This is a genomic window from Streptomyces sp. GQFP (genome assembly GCF_021545335.1).
Classification (GTDB): Bacteria; Actinomycetota; Actinomycetes; order Streptomycetales; family Streptomycetaceae; genus Streptomyces.
On record NZ_CP089312.1, the window covers coordinates 7,912,823 to 7,930,621 of the forward strand.

The following is a 17,799-nucleotide window of genomic DNA, read 5'->3' on the forward strand; positions in this document are numbered from 1 at the left end:
TTTTGTAGGGGCCCGACAAAAGCCTAGGGTTGAAGATCCCCATCGGCCAGGCGCCCGAGAATCAGCGCGATCCGCAATGTGAATGCGGATCGTACATCTGAAGGCGACCAGCCGGTGACGTCAGTCACACGTCGAAGCCGGTAGCGCACGGTGTTGGGATGAACGAAGAGCATTCGTGCCGCGCCCTCCAGACTGCTCGCCTGTTCGAGATAGACGGAGAGCGTTTCCAGGAGCGCGGACCCGGCTTCCTCCAGCGGTCTGTAGATCTCCTCCACCAATTGGTCACGCGCGCCGGGGTCACCGGCGATGGCACGCTCCGGAAGCAGATCGTCGGCCAGCACCGGCCGCGGGGCGTCCTGCCAGGCGGAACAGGCCTTGAGTCCCGCTGCGGCGGCCTGCGCGGACCGGGTGGCGGCCAGCAGATCGGGCACGATCGGCCCCGCGACGACGGGCCCGGCGGCATAAGGCCCGATCAGCGACTTGGCAACGGCGAGCGGGTTGTCGTTCCCTCCCGCGATAACGACAAGCCGATCTCCAAGCACCCCCGTAAGCACCTGCACCTTGGCATGCCGGGCGGCCCGCCGAATGGCCTCCACGGTCAACTCACTGTCACCGTCGGGCGCGGTACCGAGCACGACGCACACATGCTCGGGCGAATTCCAGCCAAGCGCGGCGGCCCGCGAAACAGCCCCCTCGTCGGCCTCCCCACTGAGCACGGCATTGACGACGAGCGACTCCAGCCGGGCGTCCCAGGCACCCCGTGCCTCGGCGGCCTGGGCGTACACCTGTGCGGTGGCGAAGGCGATCTCGCGGGCGTAGACGAGCAGAGCCTCGCGCAGCACGCCTTCGTCACCGGGAGCGGCCACTTCATCAATGGCACTCTCCATGACCTCGATGGTCGTACGGACCATCTCGACGGTCTGCCGCAGGGTGATGGCCCTGGTCAGCTCGCGGGGAGCGGTACCGAAGACATCGGTGGAGATGGCCTGAGGAGCATCAGGATGCCGAAACCACTCAGTAAAAGCGGCAATACCGGCCTGGGCGACCAGCCCGATCCAGGAACGGTTCTCCGGGGGCATGGCCCGGTACCACGAGAGTGTCTCGTCCATGCGCGTGATCGCCTGCGCGGCGAGACTCCCGGAGGACTTCTCCAGCCGCTTCAAGGTCGCGGGATGCGGATGAGCGGGACGCGTGGAGGGTTCGGGGTGGTGGGATTCGGGTTCGGGCACGGAACAAGACTGCCTTATCAGGACGGGGGCGTGCGGCGTCGGGTCTACGGTGGGTGGGTGATGGACGTACGGCGCGCGGACGCGCGCTATCCAGGGGGTGACCCGGCAGCTGGTATCGAATCCTGGCACGCCTTCTCCTTCGGCCCCCACTACGACCCGGACAACCTGCGCTTCGGCGCGGTGATCGCCTGCAACGAGGAGCGGCTGGCTCCTGGCGCGGGCTTCGACGAACACCCGCACAGCCACACGGAGATCGTGACGTGGGTGACGGAGGGGGCACTGACGCACCGGGACTCGACGGGCCACGAGACGGTGGTGGTGGCGGGGGACGTCCAACGCCTGAGCGCGGCGGCGGGAGTACGCCACGCGGAGCGCAACGAGGGTGAAACCCCCCTGACCTTCATCCAAACCTGGCTGGCCCCTCTCCAGCCCGGTGGCACCCCGTCCTACGAGATAGTCCACGGCATCGCGGACTCCACGCCGTACGCGATCCCGGAGGCGGGCGCGATGCTGCACGTACGCCGCCTGTCGGCGGGCGAGCGCACGGCGGTCCCGGACGCGGCGTACGTATACGTCCACGTGGTCCGGGGCGAAGTCCGCCTGGGCCCGGAGAAACTGGCCCCGGGCGACGCGGCGCGCCTGACGGGGGAGGAGGGGGTGGAGGCGATCGGGGTGACGGCGACGGAGTTGCTGCTGTGGGAAATGGCACCGTGAGGACATTCCTTCGCCCCCGCCGCCCCTACCCGTCCCATCCCTGGGGGCTGCGCCCCCAGACCCCCGCTACGGCCCTGAACGGGCCTTGTCCTCAAACGCCGGACGGGCTGGGTAGTCAGCCCGTCCGGCGTTTGAGGACGAGCGCGTTCAGCGCGATAGGGGGGTCTGGGGGCGCAGCCCCCAGGGATGGGACGGGTAGGGGCGGCGGGGGCGAGAAACACCCTGCCTCAGCCGCCCCGTACCTCCGCCAGCACCCCATCCGTGAACCCCGGCCACACCTCCACCGCCCACGCCCCGAACGCCCGATCGGTCAGCGCCACGCACCCCACCCCAACCTCCGGGTCGATCCACAGAAACGTCCCCGACTGCCCGAAGTGGCCGAAGGTCCGCGCCGACGACGAACTCCCCGTCCAGTGCGGCGACTTCGTCCCCCGGATCTCGAACCCCAGCCCCCAGTCGTTCGGGTTCTGATGCCCGTACCCACGAAGAACCCCCTTCGTCCCCGGGTACTGGACGGTCATCGCCTCAGCCACCGTCCGCGGATCCAGCAACCGAGGCGCCTGCACCTCGGCCGCAAACCGCACCAGATCCGCGACAGTCGACACCCCGTCCTTCGCCGGCGACCCCTCCACCGCCGTCGCCCCCATCCCCAACGGCTCCAGCACCGCCTGCCGCACATACTCCGCGAACGGCATCTCCGCAGCCTTCGCCACATGATCCCCCAGCACCTCGAACCCGGCGTTGGAGTACAGCCGCCGCTCCCCGGGCGGAGCCGTCACGCGGTGCTCGTCGAAGGCGAGCCCCGACGTGTGCGCCAAGAGGTGGCGGACCGTGGATCCGGGCGGCCCGGCCGGCTCGTCGAGTTCGATGGCGCCCTCCTCGTACGCGACAAGGGCGGCGTACGCGGCGAGCGGCTTGGTGACCGAGGCGAGCGGGAACCGGTGGTCGAGCGGGCCGTGGGAGCCCAGAACGGCACCGTCCGCCCGTACGACGGCCGCGGCGGCGGTGGGCACGGGCCAGTTCTCGATCAACGCGAGGCTCTTCAACGAATCCGACGACTTCAACGACATACCGCCGAGCTTAGGAGCCTCACAACCGCAGCCGCATGAAGGGGTCCGGTTGGCGGGTGAATCCCAGCGACGCATACAGCGGCTCCGCATCGGGGGACGCGGTGAGGTCGATCTGCCCGACCCCCTCCTCCCGGAACCACTCCACCAACGTCTCCATGCACGCCCGCGCATACCCCCGCCGCCGCGCGTCCGGATCGGTCGCGACGCTGAACACGAACCCGACCCGCCCGTGCGGATTGCCCGCACGCCCGATCCGGTACTCGACGGTCCCCACGACCAGCGCCGCCAGCGACCCGGGCCGCTCCGGGCGGTCGACGACGAACGCGGCGAAGCCCCCGTCCGGATCCGCGAGCCTCGCGGTCACCGTGGACAGGGAGGCGGCCTGCCAGCCCGCGTCGGTGTTCGCCCCGGACATCGAGTCGATCATCACCTGGCGCAGCCGCAGCAGTTCTTCGGCATCATCGGGTGTGGCACGGCGTACGAGAGTCATGATCCGTACGGTAATGAGCCGGGACCGGCCAAGTCTCCGCAATATCGCGGTATCCGCTTGCTTGGAGCGCACTCCAAGGTTTTAGCGTGGGGGCCATGACGGTGCTGGAGACCACAGACCCCACCACGAACCCCCCGGCCGACAACTGTGCGGGCCCGAGGCAGCCGGACCGGCGCCCGGACGGACAGGACCGCTACACGATCAGCGAGGTCGTCGTCTTCACCGGGCTGACCGCGCACACCCTGCGCTGGTACGAGCGCATCGGGCTGATGCCGCACATCGACCGTTCCCACACCGGCCAGCGCCGCTACAGCAACCGCGACCTCGACTGGCTCGACCTGGTCGGCAAGCTCCGGCTGACCGGGATGCCGGTCGCCGACATGGTGCGGTACGCCGAACTGGTGCGCGAGGGCGACCAGACGTACGGCGAACGGTTCGAGCTGCTCGAATCGACCCGCCGGGCCGTCCTGGACCGCATCGCCGAACTCCAGGACACGCTCGCGGTACTGGACCGGAAGATCAGTTTCTACGCGGAGGCGGACCTCGACGCTGGTCTCGCCCGACAGGTGGAGAGTGCCCGATGACGAACGACGACACTACCAAGCTCACCACCGCCCCGCTCGGCACCGACGGCCCCCAGGTCGGCGTACAGGGCCTCGGCTGCATGGGCATGAGCATCGCGTACGGCCCCACGGACGCCGACGAGGCCCGGGCCACGCTCGAACGCGCCCTCGAACTGGGCGTGACCCTCTACGACACCGCGGACGCCTACGGCGACGGCGAGAACGAACGCTTCCTGTCCCCGTTCTTCAACGCCCACCGCGACGAGGTCGTCGTCGCGACGAAGTTCGCCCTGGCGATGCCGGCCGGCGTCACGGGCCCCCGGATCATCCGCAACGACCCGGCCTACATCCGCCAGGCGGTCGAGGCCAGCCTCAAGAACCTCGACCTCGACGTCATCGACCTCTACTACATGCACCGGCGCGATGTGAACATCCCCATCGAGGAGACCGTCGGCGTGATGGCCGAACTGGTCCGCCAGGGCAAGGTCAAGCAGCTGGGCCTGAGCGAGGTCACGGGCGCCGAACTGCGCGCGGCCCAGTCCGTGCACCCGATCGCCGCCGTCCAGTCGGAGTGGTCCCTGTTCAGCCGTGACATCGAGGCATCCGTCGTCCCGACGGCCCGCGAACTGGACGTCACCCTGGTCCCGTACTCCCCACTGGGCCGAGGCTTCCTGACCGGCTCCTTCACCAACGCCGACCAGGAACTCACAGAGGGCGACTACCGCCGTACCCAGCCCCGCTTCACGGGCCCCAATGCCACAACGAACGCGGCCCTCCTGACCCCCATCCGAACCGTGGCCGAGTCCCACGGAGCCTCGGTGGGCCAGATCGCCCTGGCCTGGGTCCAACAACAGTCCACGGTCCACAACCTCCCGGTAATCCCCATCCCGGGCACCCGCAGGAGGACAAGGATCGAGGAGAACGCGGCAGCAACACGGATCGTGCTCGGGGAGCAGGACATGGCCCTACTGGACCCGATCGCGGCAAAGGTCGCGGGCACCCGCTACCCGGACATGCGCTTCGCGTCAGCAGGCAGGGAGTAGATCCCGGGTTCTCCCCGAGGGGCGGCGAGATCCCCCACCCAGGGGCGCGGGGAACTGCGCGACAAGCCACAACGAACCCGCACCCGCACCCGCCAACGCACAGACCCCCCACCCCCCCAGGCGGCCTACAACTCCGCCAACAACTCAGCCTTCTTCAACGAGAACTCCTCATCCGTCACCAAACCGGCCTCGTGCAACTCCCCCAGGTGCCGAATCCGTTCAGCAACATCCCCCGGATCACGCCGCCCGGAACTCACCTGAACCGCCCCCGCCCCACCCGCGGAGCGAACCCCCGCCAACACGGCCGCCGCAAACGGCAACGACTCATGCACAGGCCCGTACCCCAGCCCGAACACCACCGACGCGGGATCCTGATCGACGGCCGGCGCGACAGCCGACCCGTCCCGTCGAAGCAGTCGCAGATATCCCTCGAACACCTCGGGCGACCGCCACTCCACGCCCATCAGGTCGGCGACCGGAAACGTCTGGTCGCCGGCCTTCCACTTCGCCGACGACGCGCCCGTCCAGAACCACCGGAACGACACCGCGCGCCCGTCGAAGGACGCCTTCGCGTCGTACGCCTTGAACGCCCGCGGCACCTCGGGCGCGGCCACCAGGAACCTTTCAGCAGGTTCCTTGTCCGCACCGCCGATCTCGCCCACCCGGGCCCGCAGTTCGTCCGCGTAGTACTCGGCGAGTGTCTCCCGCTCGGCCGGCAGCACCAGCCGGTACGGGTCGCAGCCCTCCTTCAGCTGGCCGTCGGCCGCCTCCATCAACGGGTCGGCGCCCGGCCGGGGCTCGGCGCGCAGAACCACCGTTCCGCGCTTGCCCGGGGTCAGCGTGACACCCGCGATCGCTTCCAGCGGGATACGGCGTTCGCCGAGCGCCTGAAACAGCTTCGGCGTGCGGATTCCCCGTTCGAAGCGGATGAGCACGGAGTCGGACTCGAACTCCCAGGCGGCATGAAATCCGGCCAGTACGTCACCCATGCGGCTCATCGTATGCGGCAAGAGCTTCATAGTCCCCTCCCCGGGCACACCGTGATTTCTGCGTCTTCTACGCGCGTCCGGCCGTCGCCCCGTCGGACAAACCCTTCAGACACACGTCATCCTTGCGGTCCTGCTGATCGTGCTGATCCCGCTGAGCGCACCGCACGGCGCCGAAAGCGCCGACGCCGATCTCGGCGAAATTGTGCAGACTCTCCGTACCCGGCTCGAAATAGCCGCCGTGTCCCTTCGCGCCACGCGCGGACAGCACCCGCGAGCCGAATCCCGACGACACCGGGTCGGCGCCGTGCCCGAGGCCGCCGACCTCCAGATACGGCACGTCCTGGATCCAGTCGTCGGCGTCCCGCATCGCCCACACCCGGGCCGAGGTGTGCAGCTGAGCCGCGTTCTCGACCCGCATACCGGGGCTGCCGGCCACCGCGATGTCGGTCACCCGGCTCGGCAGCGCGTGCGCGGCGACCCCGCAGACCACCGAGCCGTAGCTGTGGCAGTACAGCGCGACCGGCGCCCGGCCGGGCAGTCCGCGCACCAGCGCGTTCAGTCGCAGCGCACCGGAGTTGGCGCGCATCGCCGTCGCCGCGTCCATGCCGAGCCCGTTGGGCGCGGTGTAGTCGGCCCAGGCGATCACGGCCGTACGGGTCGTGGGGCTCGCCTCCCACTCCGCGCGGTACAGCGCCTCCGCCATGCCGACGGGCGCCGAGTACCTGCGGTTGGTGCGCTGGAAGGTGAGGAGGTCGGTGTCGACACCGGGGACCACGACCGAGACGCGCTGTGCCTTGCCGAGGTCGCCGAACACCTCGGCGACCCGGCCGTTGCCCTCGGGGTCGAAGGCCAGGATCTGGCGGCCCTTCGCCAGCAGATCGTCGTAGCGGTGCATCCGGCGCCCCGCCTCGTGCTGGCCGACGGCCGAGAGCCGGTTGTCGTGCATGCGCACACGCTCCGTCTCGCGGGCCGTGTGCAGCGCGATGCGGTTGGCGCGGTAGCGCAGTTCGACGGGTGCGCCGTTCATGTTGCCGACCGCCAGCGGATAGCGGCGCACGAGCCGGTCGCGCTGTTGGGTGGTGAGCGAGGCGAAGAACCGGGCCAGCCGGCCGGGTGTCCCGTCCGGGTCGGGCAGCGCGTGGCCGCCGATCCGTCCGTCCTCCCACGCGGAGAGCGACGCCTGGAGCGGCGAGGGCGTGCGGTGGCTGCGGACCGCGGTCCAGCCGGTCGTCGCGAGCATCACGAAGACCACGGCCAGCGCGAGCAGTGCGCGCCAGACGTTCAGTTGCGGGGAGGTGTCGAAGGAAGTCACTGAAAGGACACACTAGGAGAACGAGAGGGTCTCGCGTTAACCGAGTGACGGGGATCACGTTTCGATAACCCTCGGCGGGTATGGCGCTGCGCACACGCTTCCGTACGGGGTGTCACGACCCGTCCGTGCGCCAGTTCCCCGCCAGTGCCGGACCCATCGCGTCGAGGTAGGTGCTGGTCAGCTCGCGCATCGCCGCCACGCTCATGTCCGAGCCCGCGCCCCACCGCCGTTCCGTCAGCCGCATCAGCCCGCTGAACAGAGCCGTGACGACCCGCGGCCGGAGATCGTCGTCCACGTCGACACCCTCGCGCTCGGCGACCACCCGCGCCACCGCCTCCTCCGTCTCGGCGGAGCGGCGCAGGTGCGCGGCGAGCAGCACCGGCGTCGACTCGATCACGTAGTACATGCGCATCTGCAACTCCGCCGGTACGACGGACTCCACGGCCTCGTTGATGGTGTGCCAGCCCTCCAGCACGGCCTGCCGCAGAGCCTCCAACGGGGCCTCGTGCGGCGGGCGTTCGCGCACCGCCCGGATGAAGTGCGCCTCCGCGATGCGGTGCACGGCGAAGGCGGCGTCCTCCTTGCCGGCGAAGTAGCGGAAGAAGGTGCGCTGCGAGACCTCGACGGCCTCGGCGATCTCGTCGACGGTCGTGTGCTCGTACCCCTTGCTGGTGAACAGGACGAGGGCGGCGCGCACCAGCGCGTCCCGGGTGCGCTGTTTCTTGAGCTCGCGCAGTGCGCTCATGGTGATCAGGCCTCTTCGTTCTTATCGGGGAACGACGTGTCAGTTACCGACTTGTGAACTCGTTTGTCAATTGTCAGTGGCTGTCATTAGCCTCGATCGCATGACTAGTCAGACCACCATCGAGACGACCGGTCCGGGGGACAAGGCACCTGTCGCGCCCTCGGATCCCACGCCTGCCAAGGGGCTGCGCGGCCATCCGTGGCTGACCCTGATATCCGTGGCCGTCGGGGTCATGATGGTGGCCCTCGACGGCACCATCGTGGCGATCGCCAACCCGGCCATCCAGAAGGACCTGGGCGCGAGTTTCGCGGACGTCCAGTGGATCACCAACGGCTACTTCCTCGCGCTCGCGGTCACGCTGATCACCGCGGGCAAGCTCGGCGACCGCTTCGGGCACCGGCAGACCTTCCTCATCGGCATCGTCGGCTTCGCCGCCGCGTCGGCGGCCATCGGGCTGTCCAGCAGTATCGCCCTGGTGGTCGTCTTCCGGGTGTTCCAGGGGCTGTTCGGCGCGCTGCTGATGCCGGCCGCGCTCGGTCTGCTGCGGGCCACGTTCCCCGCCGAGAAGCTGAACATGGCCATCGGCATCTGGGGCATGGTCATCGGCGCCTCCACCGCGGGCGGCCCGATCCTCGGCGGACTGCTCGTCGAGCACGTCAGCTGGCAGTCCGTGTTCTTCATCAACGTGCCGGTGGGCATCCTGGCCCTCGTCATCGGCCTGGTGATCCTGGTCGACCACCGCGCGGCCCTCGGGCGGAGCCCGATAGACGGACACAGCGCTGCGCGCTCCTTCGACGTCCTTGGTATCGCCCTGCTCTCCGGTGCGATGTTCTGCCTGGTGTGGGCGCTCATCAAGGCCCCGGAGTGGGGCTGGGGCGACGGCAAGACGTGGCTGTTCCTGGTCGCCTCGGTGGTGGGCTTCGGGCTCTTCGCCTTCTGGGAGCAGAGGGTCAAGGAGCCGCTGATCCCGCTCGGCCTGTTCCGCTCGGTCCCGCTGTCGGCGGGTGTGGTGCTGATGGTCCTCATGGCCATCGCCTTCATGGGCGGCCTCTTCTTCGTCACCTTCTACCTGCAGAACGTGCACGGTATGAGCCCGATCGACGCGGGCCTGCATCTGCTCCCGCTCACCGGGATGATGATCGTCGGCTCGCCCCTGGCCGGCGTCATGATCAGCAAGACCGGCCCGCGCATCCCGCTCGCGGGCGGTATGGCGTGCGTCGCGATCGCCATGTTCGGCATGTCCACGCTGGAGACGGACACCGGCAGCGGCGTCATGTCGCTCTGGTTCGCCATGCTCGGCCTCGGCCTCGCCCCGGTCATGGTCGGCGCGACGGAGGTCATCGTCGGCAACGCCCCGATGGAGCTGTCCGGTGTCGCCGGCGGCCTCCAGCAGGCGGCGATGCAGATCGGCGGCAGCCTCGGTACGGCGGTGCTCGGCGCGGTCATGGCCTCCAAGGTCGACAACGACCTCGCGGGCAACTGGACGGCCGCGGGCCTCCCGGAACTCACCCCCGAACAGCAGGCGCAGGCCTCGGAGGCGGTCCAGGTCGGCGTGCCCCCGGTGGCACCGGGCACTCCGGAGACGGTCGCCGCCCAGATCGCGAAGGTCGCCCACGACACGTTCATCTCCGGCATGAGCCTGGCCTGTCTGGTCGCGGCCGGCGTGGGAGTGGTGGCGGTACTGGTCGCCCTCCTGACGAAGCGCGGCGAGAACGCGGAGGCGGGCGCGGGCGCGGCGCACATCTGAGGGCACATCTGAAGCGCATATTTCGCGCATATATCTATGACCTGCGCCGGGGAATTCCCCTATCCGAGTGACTCCCCTAAAGATTCCTCCCCTTCGGTACTCGGGGCAGGTCACAGTTAGTCAAGTCCTCCGCACGGCATGGTCCGTAAGACATGTACGACACGGAGGACCGCCGGGCCGCGGCGCGCTGCCGGAGGGGGACAGCGCGCCGACGGGCCCGTCGGACAGGGCGGCCACCTCGGCCCGTAGCGCCCGTACTTCCTCCGTCAGCGCCGCGATCGCGGCCGTCTGGCGCCGTTCCTCCACGTCGTCCATCTCGAACCGGGAGATGAACCACGCGGCGATGTTCGCGGTGACCAGACCGAGCAGCGCGATCCCGGACAGCATCAGCCCGACCGCGAGGACGCGGCCCACTCCGGTCGTCGGCGCGTGGTCCCCGTACCCCACGGTCGTCATCGTCGTGAACGACCACCACAGGGCGTCGCCCAGCGTTCGGATGTTCCCGTCCGGCGACTCGCGCTCGACCGACAGCACGGCCAGCGAGCCGAACATCAGCAGCCCCACCACGGCCCCGCCGACATACGTCGTCAGCCGCACCTGGGACGCCATCTGGGCCCGCCGGCCCACCAGCAGCAGCGTGGATATGACCCGCAGCAGCCTCAGCGGCTGGATCAGCGGCAGCAGCACGGCGAACAGGTCCAGCCAGTGCCGGCGTACGTACTCCCGCCGCTGTTCGGCGAGAGAGACCCGCACGAGGTAGTCGACCGCGAAGGCACCCCACACCCCCCACTCCACAACCGTGCAGGCGACCGACACGGTCCGCCCGGCGGGACTGTGCACGATCGGCACGGCATAGGCAACGGCGAACACGACAGCAAGCACCATCAGAGGCCGCTGAGTCCGCCCCTCCCAACGAGCCTGCGCAGACGCTTCCTTCATGCTGCGCATATTAAGGGCCCGAAAGCGACACAGAAGCGCCCCTGGAGGAAGCCCCGAAGGGGCACCCCTCCAGGGGCGCGGGGAACTGCGCGACCAGCCACAACGAACCGGCAGTCGAAGTACGACTACGCGTCGCCGCCCGCGGCACCGGGGTCAGCCGCCGAGACATCCAGCAACTGGTACCGGTCGATCGCCTGCTTCAGCACCGACCGATCAACCTTCCCCTCCCGAGCCAACTCCGTAAGCACCCCCACCACGATCGACTGCGCGTCAATGTGGAAGAACCGCCGAGCCGCCCCACGCGTGTCCGCGAACCCGAACCCATCCGCACCCAGCGACTGGTAAGTCCCCGGCACCCACCGAGAGATCTGGTCAGGAACAGACCGCATCCAGTCGGAAACGGCCACGAACGGACCCTCGGCGCCACTCAACTTCCGCGTCACATAAGGGACCCGCTGCTCCTCCTCGGGATGCAGCAGATTGTGCTGCTCCACCGCGACCGCCTCGCGCCGCAGCTCGTTCCAGGAGGTCGCCGACCAGACGTCCGCCCGTACGTTCCAGTCCTCCGCGAGGATCCGCTGCGCCTCCAGCGCCCACGGCACCGCGACACCGGACGCGATGACCTGCGCCGGGATGGTGCCCGAAGTCCCCTGGCCCACGCGGTGGATGCCCTTGAGGATGCCGTCGACATCGACGTCCTCGGGCTCGGCCGGGTGCTGGATCGGCTCGTTGTAGACGGTGAGGTAGTAGAAGACGTCCTCACTGTCCGGGCCGTACATCCGGCGCAGACCGTCCTGCACGATGTACGCGATCTCGTACGAGTACGCCGGGTCGTACGCGACACAGCCCGGGTTCGTCGAGGCGAGCAGCTGTGAGTGGCCGTCGGCGTGCTGCAGACCCTCGCCGGTCAGAGTCGTACGTCCAGCGGTCGCGCCCAGGACGAAACCGCGCGCCAACTGGTCGGCCATCTGCCAGAACTGGTCGCCGGTGCGCTGGAAACCGAACATCGAGTAGAAGACGTACACCGGGATGAGCGGCTCGCCGTGCGTCGCGTAGGCCGAGCCGGCCGCGATCAGCGAGGCGGTGCAGCCGGCCTCCGAGATGCCGTCGTGCAGCATCTGACCCGTCGGCGACTCCTTGTACGCGAGGAGTAGCTCGCGGTCCACGGCCTCGTACTGCTGGCCGAGCGGGTTGTAGATCTTCGCGCTCGGGAAGAACGAGTCCATGCCGAACGTGCGGTACTCGTCCGGCGCGATCAGCACGAAACGCTTGCCGATCTCCTTGTCCCGCATGAGGTCCTTGAGCAGCCGGACGAACGCCATGGTCGTGGCGATCGACTGCTGGCCCGAACCTTTCTTCACACTCGCGTACGTCTTTTCCTCGGGCAGCGTCAGCGGCTTGGCGCGGACGACGCGGGTCGGGACGTAACCGCCGAGCGACTTGCGGCGGTCGTGCATGTACTGGATCTCTTCCGAGTTCCGGCCCGGGTGGAAGTACGGCGGCGCGCCGCCCTCCAGCTCCTTGTCGGAGATCGGCAGGTGCAGCCGGTCGCGGAAGCCCTTGAGGTCGGCCGCCGTCAGCTTCTTCATCTGGTGCGTGGCGTTGCGGCCCTCGAAGTTGGGTCCGAGCGTCCAGCCCTTGACGGTCTTGGCGAGGATGACGGTCGGCTGGCCCTTGTGCGCCTTGGCCGCCGCGAACGCCGCGAAGATCTTCCGGTGGTCGTGGCCACCGCGCCCCAGGTGCAGCACCTGGTCGTCGGTCATGCCCTCGACCATCGCGCGCAGCCGCGTGTCGTCGCCGAAGAAGTGGTCGCGGATGTACGCGCCGGTCTCGGTGGCGTACGTCTGGAACTGACCATCCGGGGTGGTGTTCATCTTGTTGACGAGCACGCCGTCCCGGTCCTGCGCGAGCAGCGGGTCCCAGCTGCGGTCCCAGACCAGCTTGACGACGTTCCAGCCGGCGCCCCGGAACTGCGACTCCAGCTCCTGGATGATCTTGCCGTTGCCGCGCACTGGGCCGTCGAGCCGCTGCAGGTTGCAGTTGACGACGAAGGTCAGGTTGTCGAGGCCCTCGCGGGCGGCGATCGACAGCTGGCCGAGCGACTCCGGCTCGTCCATCTCGCCGTCGCCGAGGAACGCCCACACATGCGACTTGGAGGTGTCCGCGATCCCGCGCGCCTCCATGTAGCGGTTCATCCGCGCCTGGAAGATCGCGCCGAGCGGGCCGAGGCCCATCGAGACGGTCGGGAACTCCCAGAAGTCCGGCATCAGCCGCGGGTGCGGGTACGAGGACAGGCCGTACGGGGCCTTCGACTTCTCCTGGCGGAACGCGTCGAGCTGCTGCTCGCTGAGCCGGTCGAGGAGGAACGCGCGGGCGTAGATACCGGGGGAGGCATGCCCCTGGAAGAAGATCTGGTCGCCGCCGTCGCCCTCGTCCTTGCCCCGGAAGAAGTGGTTGAAGCCCACGTCGTAGAGGGAGGCGGAGGAGGCGAAGGTCGCGATGTGGCCGCCGACGCCGATACCGGGCCGCTGGGCGCGCGAGACCATCACGGCCGCGTTCCAGCGGGTCGCGTTCAGGATGCGGCGCTCGATCTCCTCGTTGCCGGGGAAGAAGGGCTCGTCCTTCGTCGCGATCGTGTTGACGTAGTCCGTGCTCCGCATCTCGGGCACGGCCACGCGCTTCTCGCGGGCCCGCTCGATCAGCCGCAGCATCAGATAGCGGGCCCGCTCCCGGCCGCGTTCGTCAACCGCGGCGTCGAGGGAGTCGAGCCACTCCTGGGTTTCTTCGGGATCGAAGTCAGGAACCTGACTCGGAAGGCCGCCAATGATGATCGGGTTGCGATCTGATCCGGAAGCCACGCTGTTCCTTCGCTCTCGGGAGACTTGATCCGGGGCACGCTGTGGGCCTGCCCTGGGGCTGCGAATGCACTGGTCCCCATCGTGTACCCCGAGGCCGGGTACGTCACCTCTACTCAGAGGTAGCCCCGGAGGAGGTGTCTGGGCCGGGTGTGGGCCGGGGTGGTCGCAGCCAAATCGCAACGATACGCCCAGTCCGTGACGTGTTCCGTAAAGCGATTCGGATCTAGCACGTATGTGTGAGAGGTTCGGGAGTCACTCGGGAGCAGCAAAACCGCAAAGCGGGCAGAATGGTGTGTTGTGCGTCACTTGTTCCCGGGAACCGCTGTGTGAAGTTGCGGCGACACCGCCAGGATCGTCACCGTTTCGGCGGTCTGAACGGCCGGGTACTTGCGCGATCCGCCCCGCCCGTGTGGACTACGGCCAATGCTTCGCGCACGCGCGTGGCTGGACATTTCTCGAACATGATCAGGAGGCAACCCGTGAGCGCGACCGCGGACCACGCGGAGGAGCGGACTAACCCTGCCGCAAGGCTGGGGTTCCAGCCCGAGCAGGTGGTCCAGGAGATCGGCTACGACGACGACGTCGACCAGGAGCTCCGCGAGGCCATTGAGGAAGTCATCGGCAGCGATCTCGTGGACGAGGAGTACGACGACGTCGCAGATGCCGTGGTGCTGTGGTTCCGCGACGAGGACGGCGACCTGACCGATGCGCTGGTGGACGCCACCACGTACATCGAAGAAGGCGGCGCGATCCTGCTCCTCACGCCCAAGACGGGCCGTGACGGCTACGTGGAGCCGAGCGACATCTCTGAAGCCGCGACGACGGCGGGTCTGTCGGCGACGAAGAGCGTCAGTGTGGGCAAGGACTGGAGTGGGAGTCGTCTGGCGACACCCAAGGCAGCGAAGTCCAAGAAGTAATCCTCAATCGCCGGACGGGCCGGATGACTCCGGCCCGTCCAACGGCTTCAGTGGGTGGTCACTAGGGTGTTCTCACCCGAACAGCCCACCGAAGGGATGCAGGATCATGGCGATCGAGGTCGGCGACAAGGCCCCGGACTTCGAGCTCAAGGACAACCACGGCGCCACCGTGCGGCTCTCCGACTTCCGTGGCGCGAAGAACGTGGTGCTGCTCTTCTATCCCTTCGCCTTCACCGGCGTCTGCACCGGCGAGCTGTGCGACCTGCGGGACAACCTGCCGAGGTTCTCCGACCGCGACACCCAGGTACTCGCCGTCTCCAACGACTCCATCCACACCCTGCGCGTCTTCGGCGAGCAGGAGGGCCTCGAATACCCCCTGCTGTCCGACTTCTGGCCGCACGGCAACATTTCGCGCGCGTACGGCGTCTTCGACGAGGACAAGGGTTGCGCGGTGCGCGGGACCTTCATCATCGACAAGGAGGGTGTCGTGCGGTGGACCGTCGTCAACGGCCTGCCCGACGCGCGTGACCTGAACGAGTACGTGAAAGCCCTCGACACCCTGTGATTCTTCGGGTCCAAGCCCTGCGTGGGGCGGGAACCCGTCACTAGGATCTGCACGTTGATCCGATAACGGCGCACGACGGGGCACACCGCCCCCGGCGGCAGACGAGACACCAATGGAGGACTCGTGGGAGTCAGCCTCAGCAAGGGCGGCAACGTATCGCTGACGAAGGAGGCCCCGGGTCTCACCGCGGTCATCGTCGGTCTGGGGTGGGACATCCGTACCACCACCGGCACCGACTTCGACCTCGACGCCAGCGCGATCCTGACGGGCGCGGACGGCAAGGTCAGTTCCGACGCCAACTTCGTGTTCTTCAACAACCTCAAGAGCCCGGACGGCTCGGTCGAGCACACCGGTGACAACACCACCGGTGAGGGCGAGGGCGACGACGAGCAGATCAAGGTCAACCTCGCGACGGTCCCGGCCGACATCGACAAGATCGTGTTCCCGGTCTCGATCTACGACGCCGAGAACCGCCAGCAGTCCTTCGGCCAGGTCCGCAACGCCTTCATCCGCGTCGTGAACCAGGCCGGCGAGGCCGAGCTGGCGCGCTACGACCTCTCCGAGGACGCCTCGACGGAGACCGCCATGGTCTTCGGCGAGCTGTACCGGCACGGCGCGGAGTGGAAGTTCCGCGCCATCGGCCAGGGGTACGCCTCCGGCCTGCGCGGCATCGCGCAGGACTTCGGCGTGAACGTCTGAGCCGGACTCTCTCCGGCTCCGTCGTCCGGCGTCGCATCTCTCGGTGCGGCGCCGGACGTGCTCGGTTCCGCGATCCACGCAGATCGCAAGGCTTCACCTCGGGGAGGATCAGCAGCATGGGCGTCACGCTTGCCAAGGGGGGCAATGTCTCCCTCTCCAAAGCCGCACCGAACCTCACCCAGGTGTTGGTCGGGCTCGGCTGGGACGCGCGTTCCACCACCGGCGCGCCGTTCGACCTCGACGCCAGCGCGCTGCTGTGCGGGAATGGTCGGGTTCTCGGCGACGAGTGGTTCATCTTCTACAACCAGCTCACCAGCCCCGACGGCTCGGTCGAGCACACCGGCGACAACCTCACCGGTGAGGGCGAGGGCGACGACGAGTCGCTGATCGTCGACCTCCCCAAGGTGCCGGCCGCCTGCGACAAGATCATCTTCCCGGTCTCGATCCATGACGCCGACAACCGCGGCCAGACCTTCGGCCAGGTCAGCAACGCCTTCATCCGCGTCGTCAACCAGGCCGACGGCCAGGAACTGGCGCGCTACGACCTGAGCGAGGACGCGTCGACGGAAACGGCCATGATCTTCGGGGAGCTGTACCGCTACCAGGGCGAGTGGAAGTTCCGTGCCGTAGGACAGGGGTACGCGTCGGGTCTGCGGGGCATCGCTCTAGACTTCGGAGTCAACGTTTCGTAAAGCCGAGTACGGCAGCGGGGGAGACCCGTAAACACACGATTGGGTAGCCAGTGATTCTGAAAACCTTCGGCTGGTCGTTCGCGGTCACCGCGCTCGGCCTGGTCGCGGCGGTCTTCTACGGGGGGTGGACCGGCTTCGGCATCGTGGCGATCCTCTCCATCCTCGAAATCTCGCTGTCCTTCGACAACGCGGTGGTCAACGCGGGCATCCTGAAGAAGATGAGTGCCTTCTGGCAGAAGATCTTCCTCACCATCGGTGTCCTCATCGCCGTCTTCGGTATGCGACTCGTCTTCCCCGTCGTGATCGTGGCCATCAGCGCCAGCATGGGGCCCATCGAGGCCGTCGATCTCGCGTTCAACAACAAAGAGCAGTACGAGCAGCTGGTCACGGACGCCCACCCGGCGATCGCCGCCTTCGGTGGCATGTTCCTGCTGATGATCTTCCTCGACTTCATCTTCGAGGACCGTGACATCAAGTGGCTGGGCTGGCTGGAGCGGCCGCTCGCCAAGCTCGGCAAGGTCGACATGCTGTCGGTCTGCATCGCCTTGGCCGTGCTCCTCGTCTCCGCGCTGACCTTCGCGACCAACGCCCACCAGCACGGCGGCGCACACGTCGACAAGGCGGAGACGGTCCTCCTCTCCGGCATCGGCGGTCTGATCACCTACATGATCGTCGGCGGTCTCTCCGGCTACTTCGAGAACAGGCTCGAAGAAGCGGAGGAGCGCGAGCACGAGGAGGAGGAAGAGGCCGAGCGGACCGGCAAGAAGAAGCCGGCCGTCGTCATGGTCGGCCAGGCCGCGTTCTTCATGTTCCTGTACCTCGAAGTCCTGGACGCGTCCTTCTCCTTCGACGGTGTGATCGGCGCCTTCGCCATCACCAACGACATCGTGCTGATGGCCCTGGGCCTCGGCATCGGCGCCATGTACGTCCGGTCGCTGACCGTCTACCTGGTCCGCCAGGGGACCCTCGACGACTACGTCTACCTGGAGCACGGCGCGCACTACGCGATCGGCGCCCTCGCCGCGATTCTGCTGGTCACCATCCAGTACCAGATCAACGAGGTCATCACCGGCCTCGTCGGCGTCGTCCTGATCGGCGCGTCCTTCTGGTCCTCCGTGCGCCGCAACAAGGCGTTGGCAGCGGCCGAGGGAAAAGCGGCGGGCTCGGACGAGAAGACTGAGGTCTCGTCCGGGGTGTGACAACCTCCGGTGTGAGGGAACGCTCTGA

General features: G+C 68.1%; 17 protein-coding genes. 9 read left to right on the plus strand and 8 right to left on the minus strand.

What is annotated here, in order from left to right:
• Positions 1 to 23: 23 nt before the first annotated feature.
• Entirely contained in the window at positions 24 to 1,229 is a 1,206-nt protein-coding gene (locus LUX31_RS35715; RefSeq protein ID WP_235479441.1) for a PucR family transcriptional regulator, read from the minus strand.
• 60 nt (positions 1,230 to 1,289) lie between these two features.
• Between LUX31_RS35715 and LUX31_RS35720 the strand changes: the two genes are divergently transcribed.
• Positions 1,290 to 1,943, plus strand: coding sequence for a pirin family protein (locus LUX31_RS35720; protein ID WP_235480176.1), 654 nt, complete (start codon positions 1,290 to 1,292; stop codon positions 1,941 to 1,943).
• Between the two features lie 227 nt (positions 1,944 to 2,170).
• Here LUX31_RS35720 and LUX31_RS35725 read toward each other — a convergent pair whose 3' ends face one another.
• Together LUX31_RS35725 and LUX31_RS35730 are read right to left on the minus strand one after the other, a co-directional pair.
• The gene (locus tag LUX31_RS35725; RefSeq protein ID WP_235479442.1) at positions 2,171 to 3,013 is read right to left on the minus strand and encodes a serine hydrolase domain-containing protein; all 843 of its coding nucleotides are present in this window, start codon (positions 3,011 to 3,013) and stop codon (positions 2,171 to 2,173) included.
• A gap of 19 nt (positions 3,014 to 3,032) precedes the next feature.
• Positions 3,033 to 3,503: a GNAT family N-acetyltransferase gene (locus tag LUX31_RS35730; RefSeq protein ID WP_235479443.1), complete on the minus strand. Its 471-nt coding sequence runs from the start codon at positions 3,501 to 3,503 to the stop codon at positions 3,033 to 3,035.
• A gap of 95 nt (positions 3,504 to 3,598) precedes the next feature.
• Between LUX31_RS35730 and LUX31_RS35735 the strand changes: the two genes are divergently transcribed.
• Together LUX31_RS35735 and LUX31_RS35740 are read left to right on the plus strand one after the other, a co-directional pair.
• The gene (locus tag LUX31_RS35735) at positions 3,599 to 4,087 is read left to right on the plus strand and encodes a MerR family transcriptional regulator (protein ID WP_235479444.1); all 489 of its coding nucleotides are present in this window, start codon (positions 3,599 to 3,601) and stop codon (positions 4,085 to 4,087) included.
• Positions 4,084 to 5,109 carry an aldo/keto reductase gene (locus tag LUX31_RS35740; RefSeq protein ID WP_235479445.1) on the plus strand — a complete coding sequence of 342 codons (1,026 nt, stop codon included), beginning with the start codon at positions 4,084 to 4,086 and terminating at the stop codon, positions 5,107 to 5,109. The genes LUX31_RS35735 and LUX31_RS35740 overlap by 4 nt, the downstream gene beginning before the upstream one ends.
• A gap of 125 nt (positions 5,110 to 5,234) precedes the next feature.
• Here the strand turns inward: LUX31_RS35740 and LUX31_RS35745 are convergent, their stop codons facing one another.
• The 3 genes from LUX31_RS35745 to LUX31_RS35755 all read right to left on the minus strand — a co-directional run bounded on the left by LUX31_RS35745 (position 5,235) and on the right by LUX31_RS35755 (position 8,155).
• A complete protein-coding gene (locus LUX31_RS35745) occupies positions 5,235 to 6,107 on the minus strand; it encodes a DUF4429 domain-containing protein (protein ID WP_235480177.1) in 873 nt (290 codons plus the stop codon).
• A 58-nt stretch (positions 6,108 to 6,165) separates the two neighbouring features.
• Positions 6,166 to 7,410, minus strand: coding sequence for an alpha/beta hydrolase (locus tag LUX31_RS35750; protein WP_235479446.1), 1,245 nt, complete (start codon positions 7,408 to 7,410; stop codon positions 6,166 to 6,168).
• Between the two features lie 112 nt (positions 7,411 to 7,522).
• A complete protein-coding gene (locus tag LUX31_RS35755) occupies positions 7,523 to 8,155 on the minus strand; it encodes a TetR family transcriptional regulator (RefSeq protein WP_235479447.1) in 633 nt (210 codons plus the stop codon).
• A 100-nt stretch (positions 8,156 to 8,255) separates the two neighbouring features.
• On the opposite strand from LUX31_RS35755, the gene LUX31_RS35760 reads away from it, so the two are divergent.
• Complete coding sequence (locus LUX31_RS35760; RefSeq protein WP_235479448.1) at positions 8,256 to 9,902, plus strand: MFS transporter; 1,647 nt, start codon at positions 8,256 to 8,258, stop codon at positions 9,900 to 9,902.
• A 120-nt stretch (positions 9,903 to 10,022) separates the two neighbouring features.
• Here LUX31_RS35760 and LUX31_RS35765 read toward each other — a convergent pair whose 3' ends face one another.
• Positions 10,023 to 10,841, minus strand: a complete 819-nt coding sequence (locus LUX31_RS35765; RefSeq protein ID WP_235479449.1) for a potassium channel family protein — start codon at positions 10,839 to 10,841, stop codon at positions 10,023 to 10,025.
• Between the two features lie 125 nt (positions 10,842 to 10,966).
• A complete protein-coding gene (gene aceE, locus LUX31_RS35770) occupies positions 10,967 to 13,699 on the minus strand; it encodes a pyruvate dehydrogenase (acetyl-transferring), homodimeric type (RefSeq protein WP_235479450.1) in 2,733 nt (910 codons plus the stop codon).
• A 479-nt stretch (positions 13,700 to 14,178) separates the two neighbouring features.
• Between aceE and LUX31_RS35775 the strand changes: the two genes are divergently transcribed.
• From LUX31_RS35775 to LUX31_RS35795, 5 genes are all read left to right on the plus strand, one after another.
• Positions 14,179 to 14,616, plus strand: a complete 438-nt coding sequence (locus tag LUX31_RS35775) for a DUF3052 domain-containing protein (protein WP_235479451.1) — start codon at positions 14,179 to 14,181, stop codon at positions 14,614 to 14,616.
• 106 nt (positions 14,617 to 14,722) lie between these two features.
• Complete coding sequence (locus tag LUX31_RS35780) at positions 14,723 to 15,181, plus strand: peroxiredoxin (protein ID WP_055524621.1); 459 nt, start codon at positions 14,723 to 14,725, stop codon at positions 15,179 to 15,181.
• 123 nt (positions 15,182 to 15,304) lie between these two features.
• Positions 15,305 to 15,880 carry a TerD family protein gene (locus LUX31_RS35785; RefSeq protein WP_235479452.1) on the plus strand — a complete coding sequence of 192 codons (576 nt, stop codon included), beginning with the start codon at positions 15,305 to 15,307 and terminating at the stop codon, positions 15,878 to 15,880.
• A gap of 116 nt (positions 15,881 to 15,996) precedes the next feature.
• Positions 15,997 to 16,572 carry a TerD family protein gene (locus LUX31_RS35790; RefSeq protein ID WP_235479453.1) on the plus strand — a complete coding sequence of 192 codons (576 nt, stop codon included), beginning with the start codon at positions 15,997 to 15,999 and terminating at the stop codon, positions 16,570 to 16,572.
• 50 nt (positions 16,573 to 16,622) lie between these two features.
• A complete protein-coding gene (locus LUX31_RS35795) occupies positions 16,623 to 17,771 on the plus strand; it encodes a DUF475 domain-containing protein (protein ID WP_235479454.1) in 1,149 nt (382 codons plus the stop codon).
• Positions 17,772 to 17,799 lie beyond the last annotated feature (28 nt).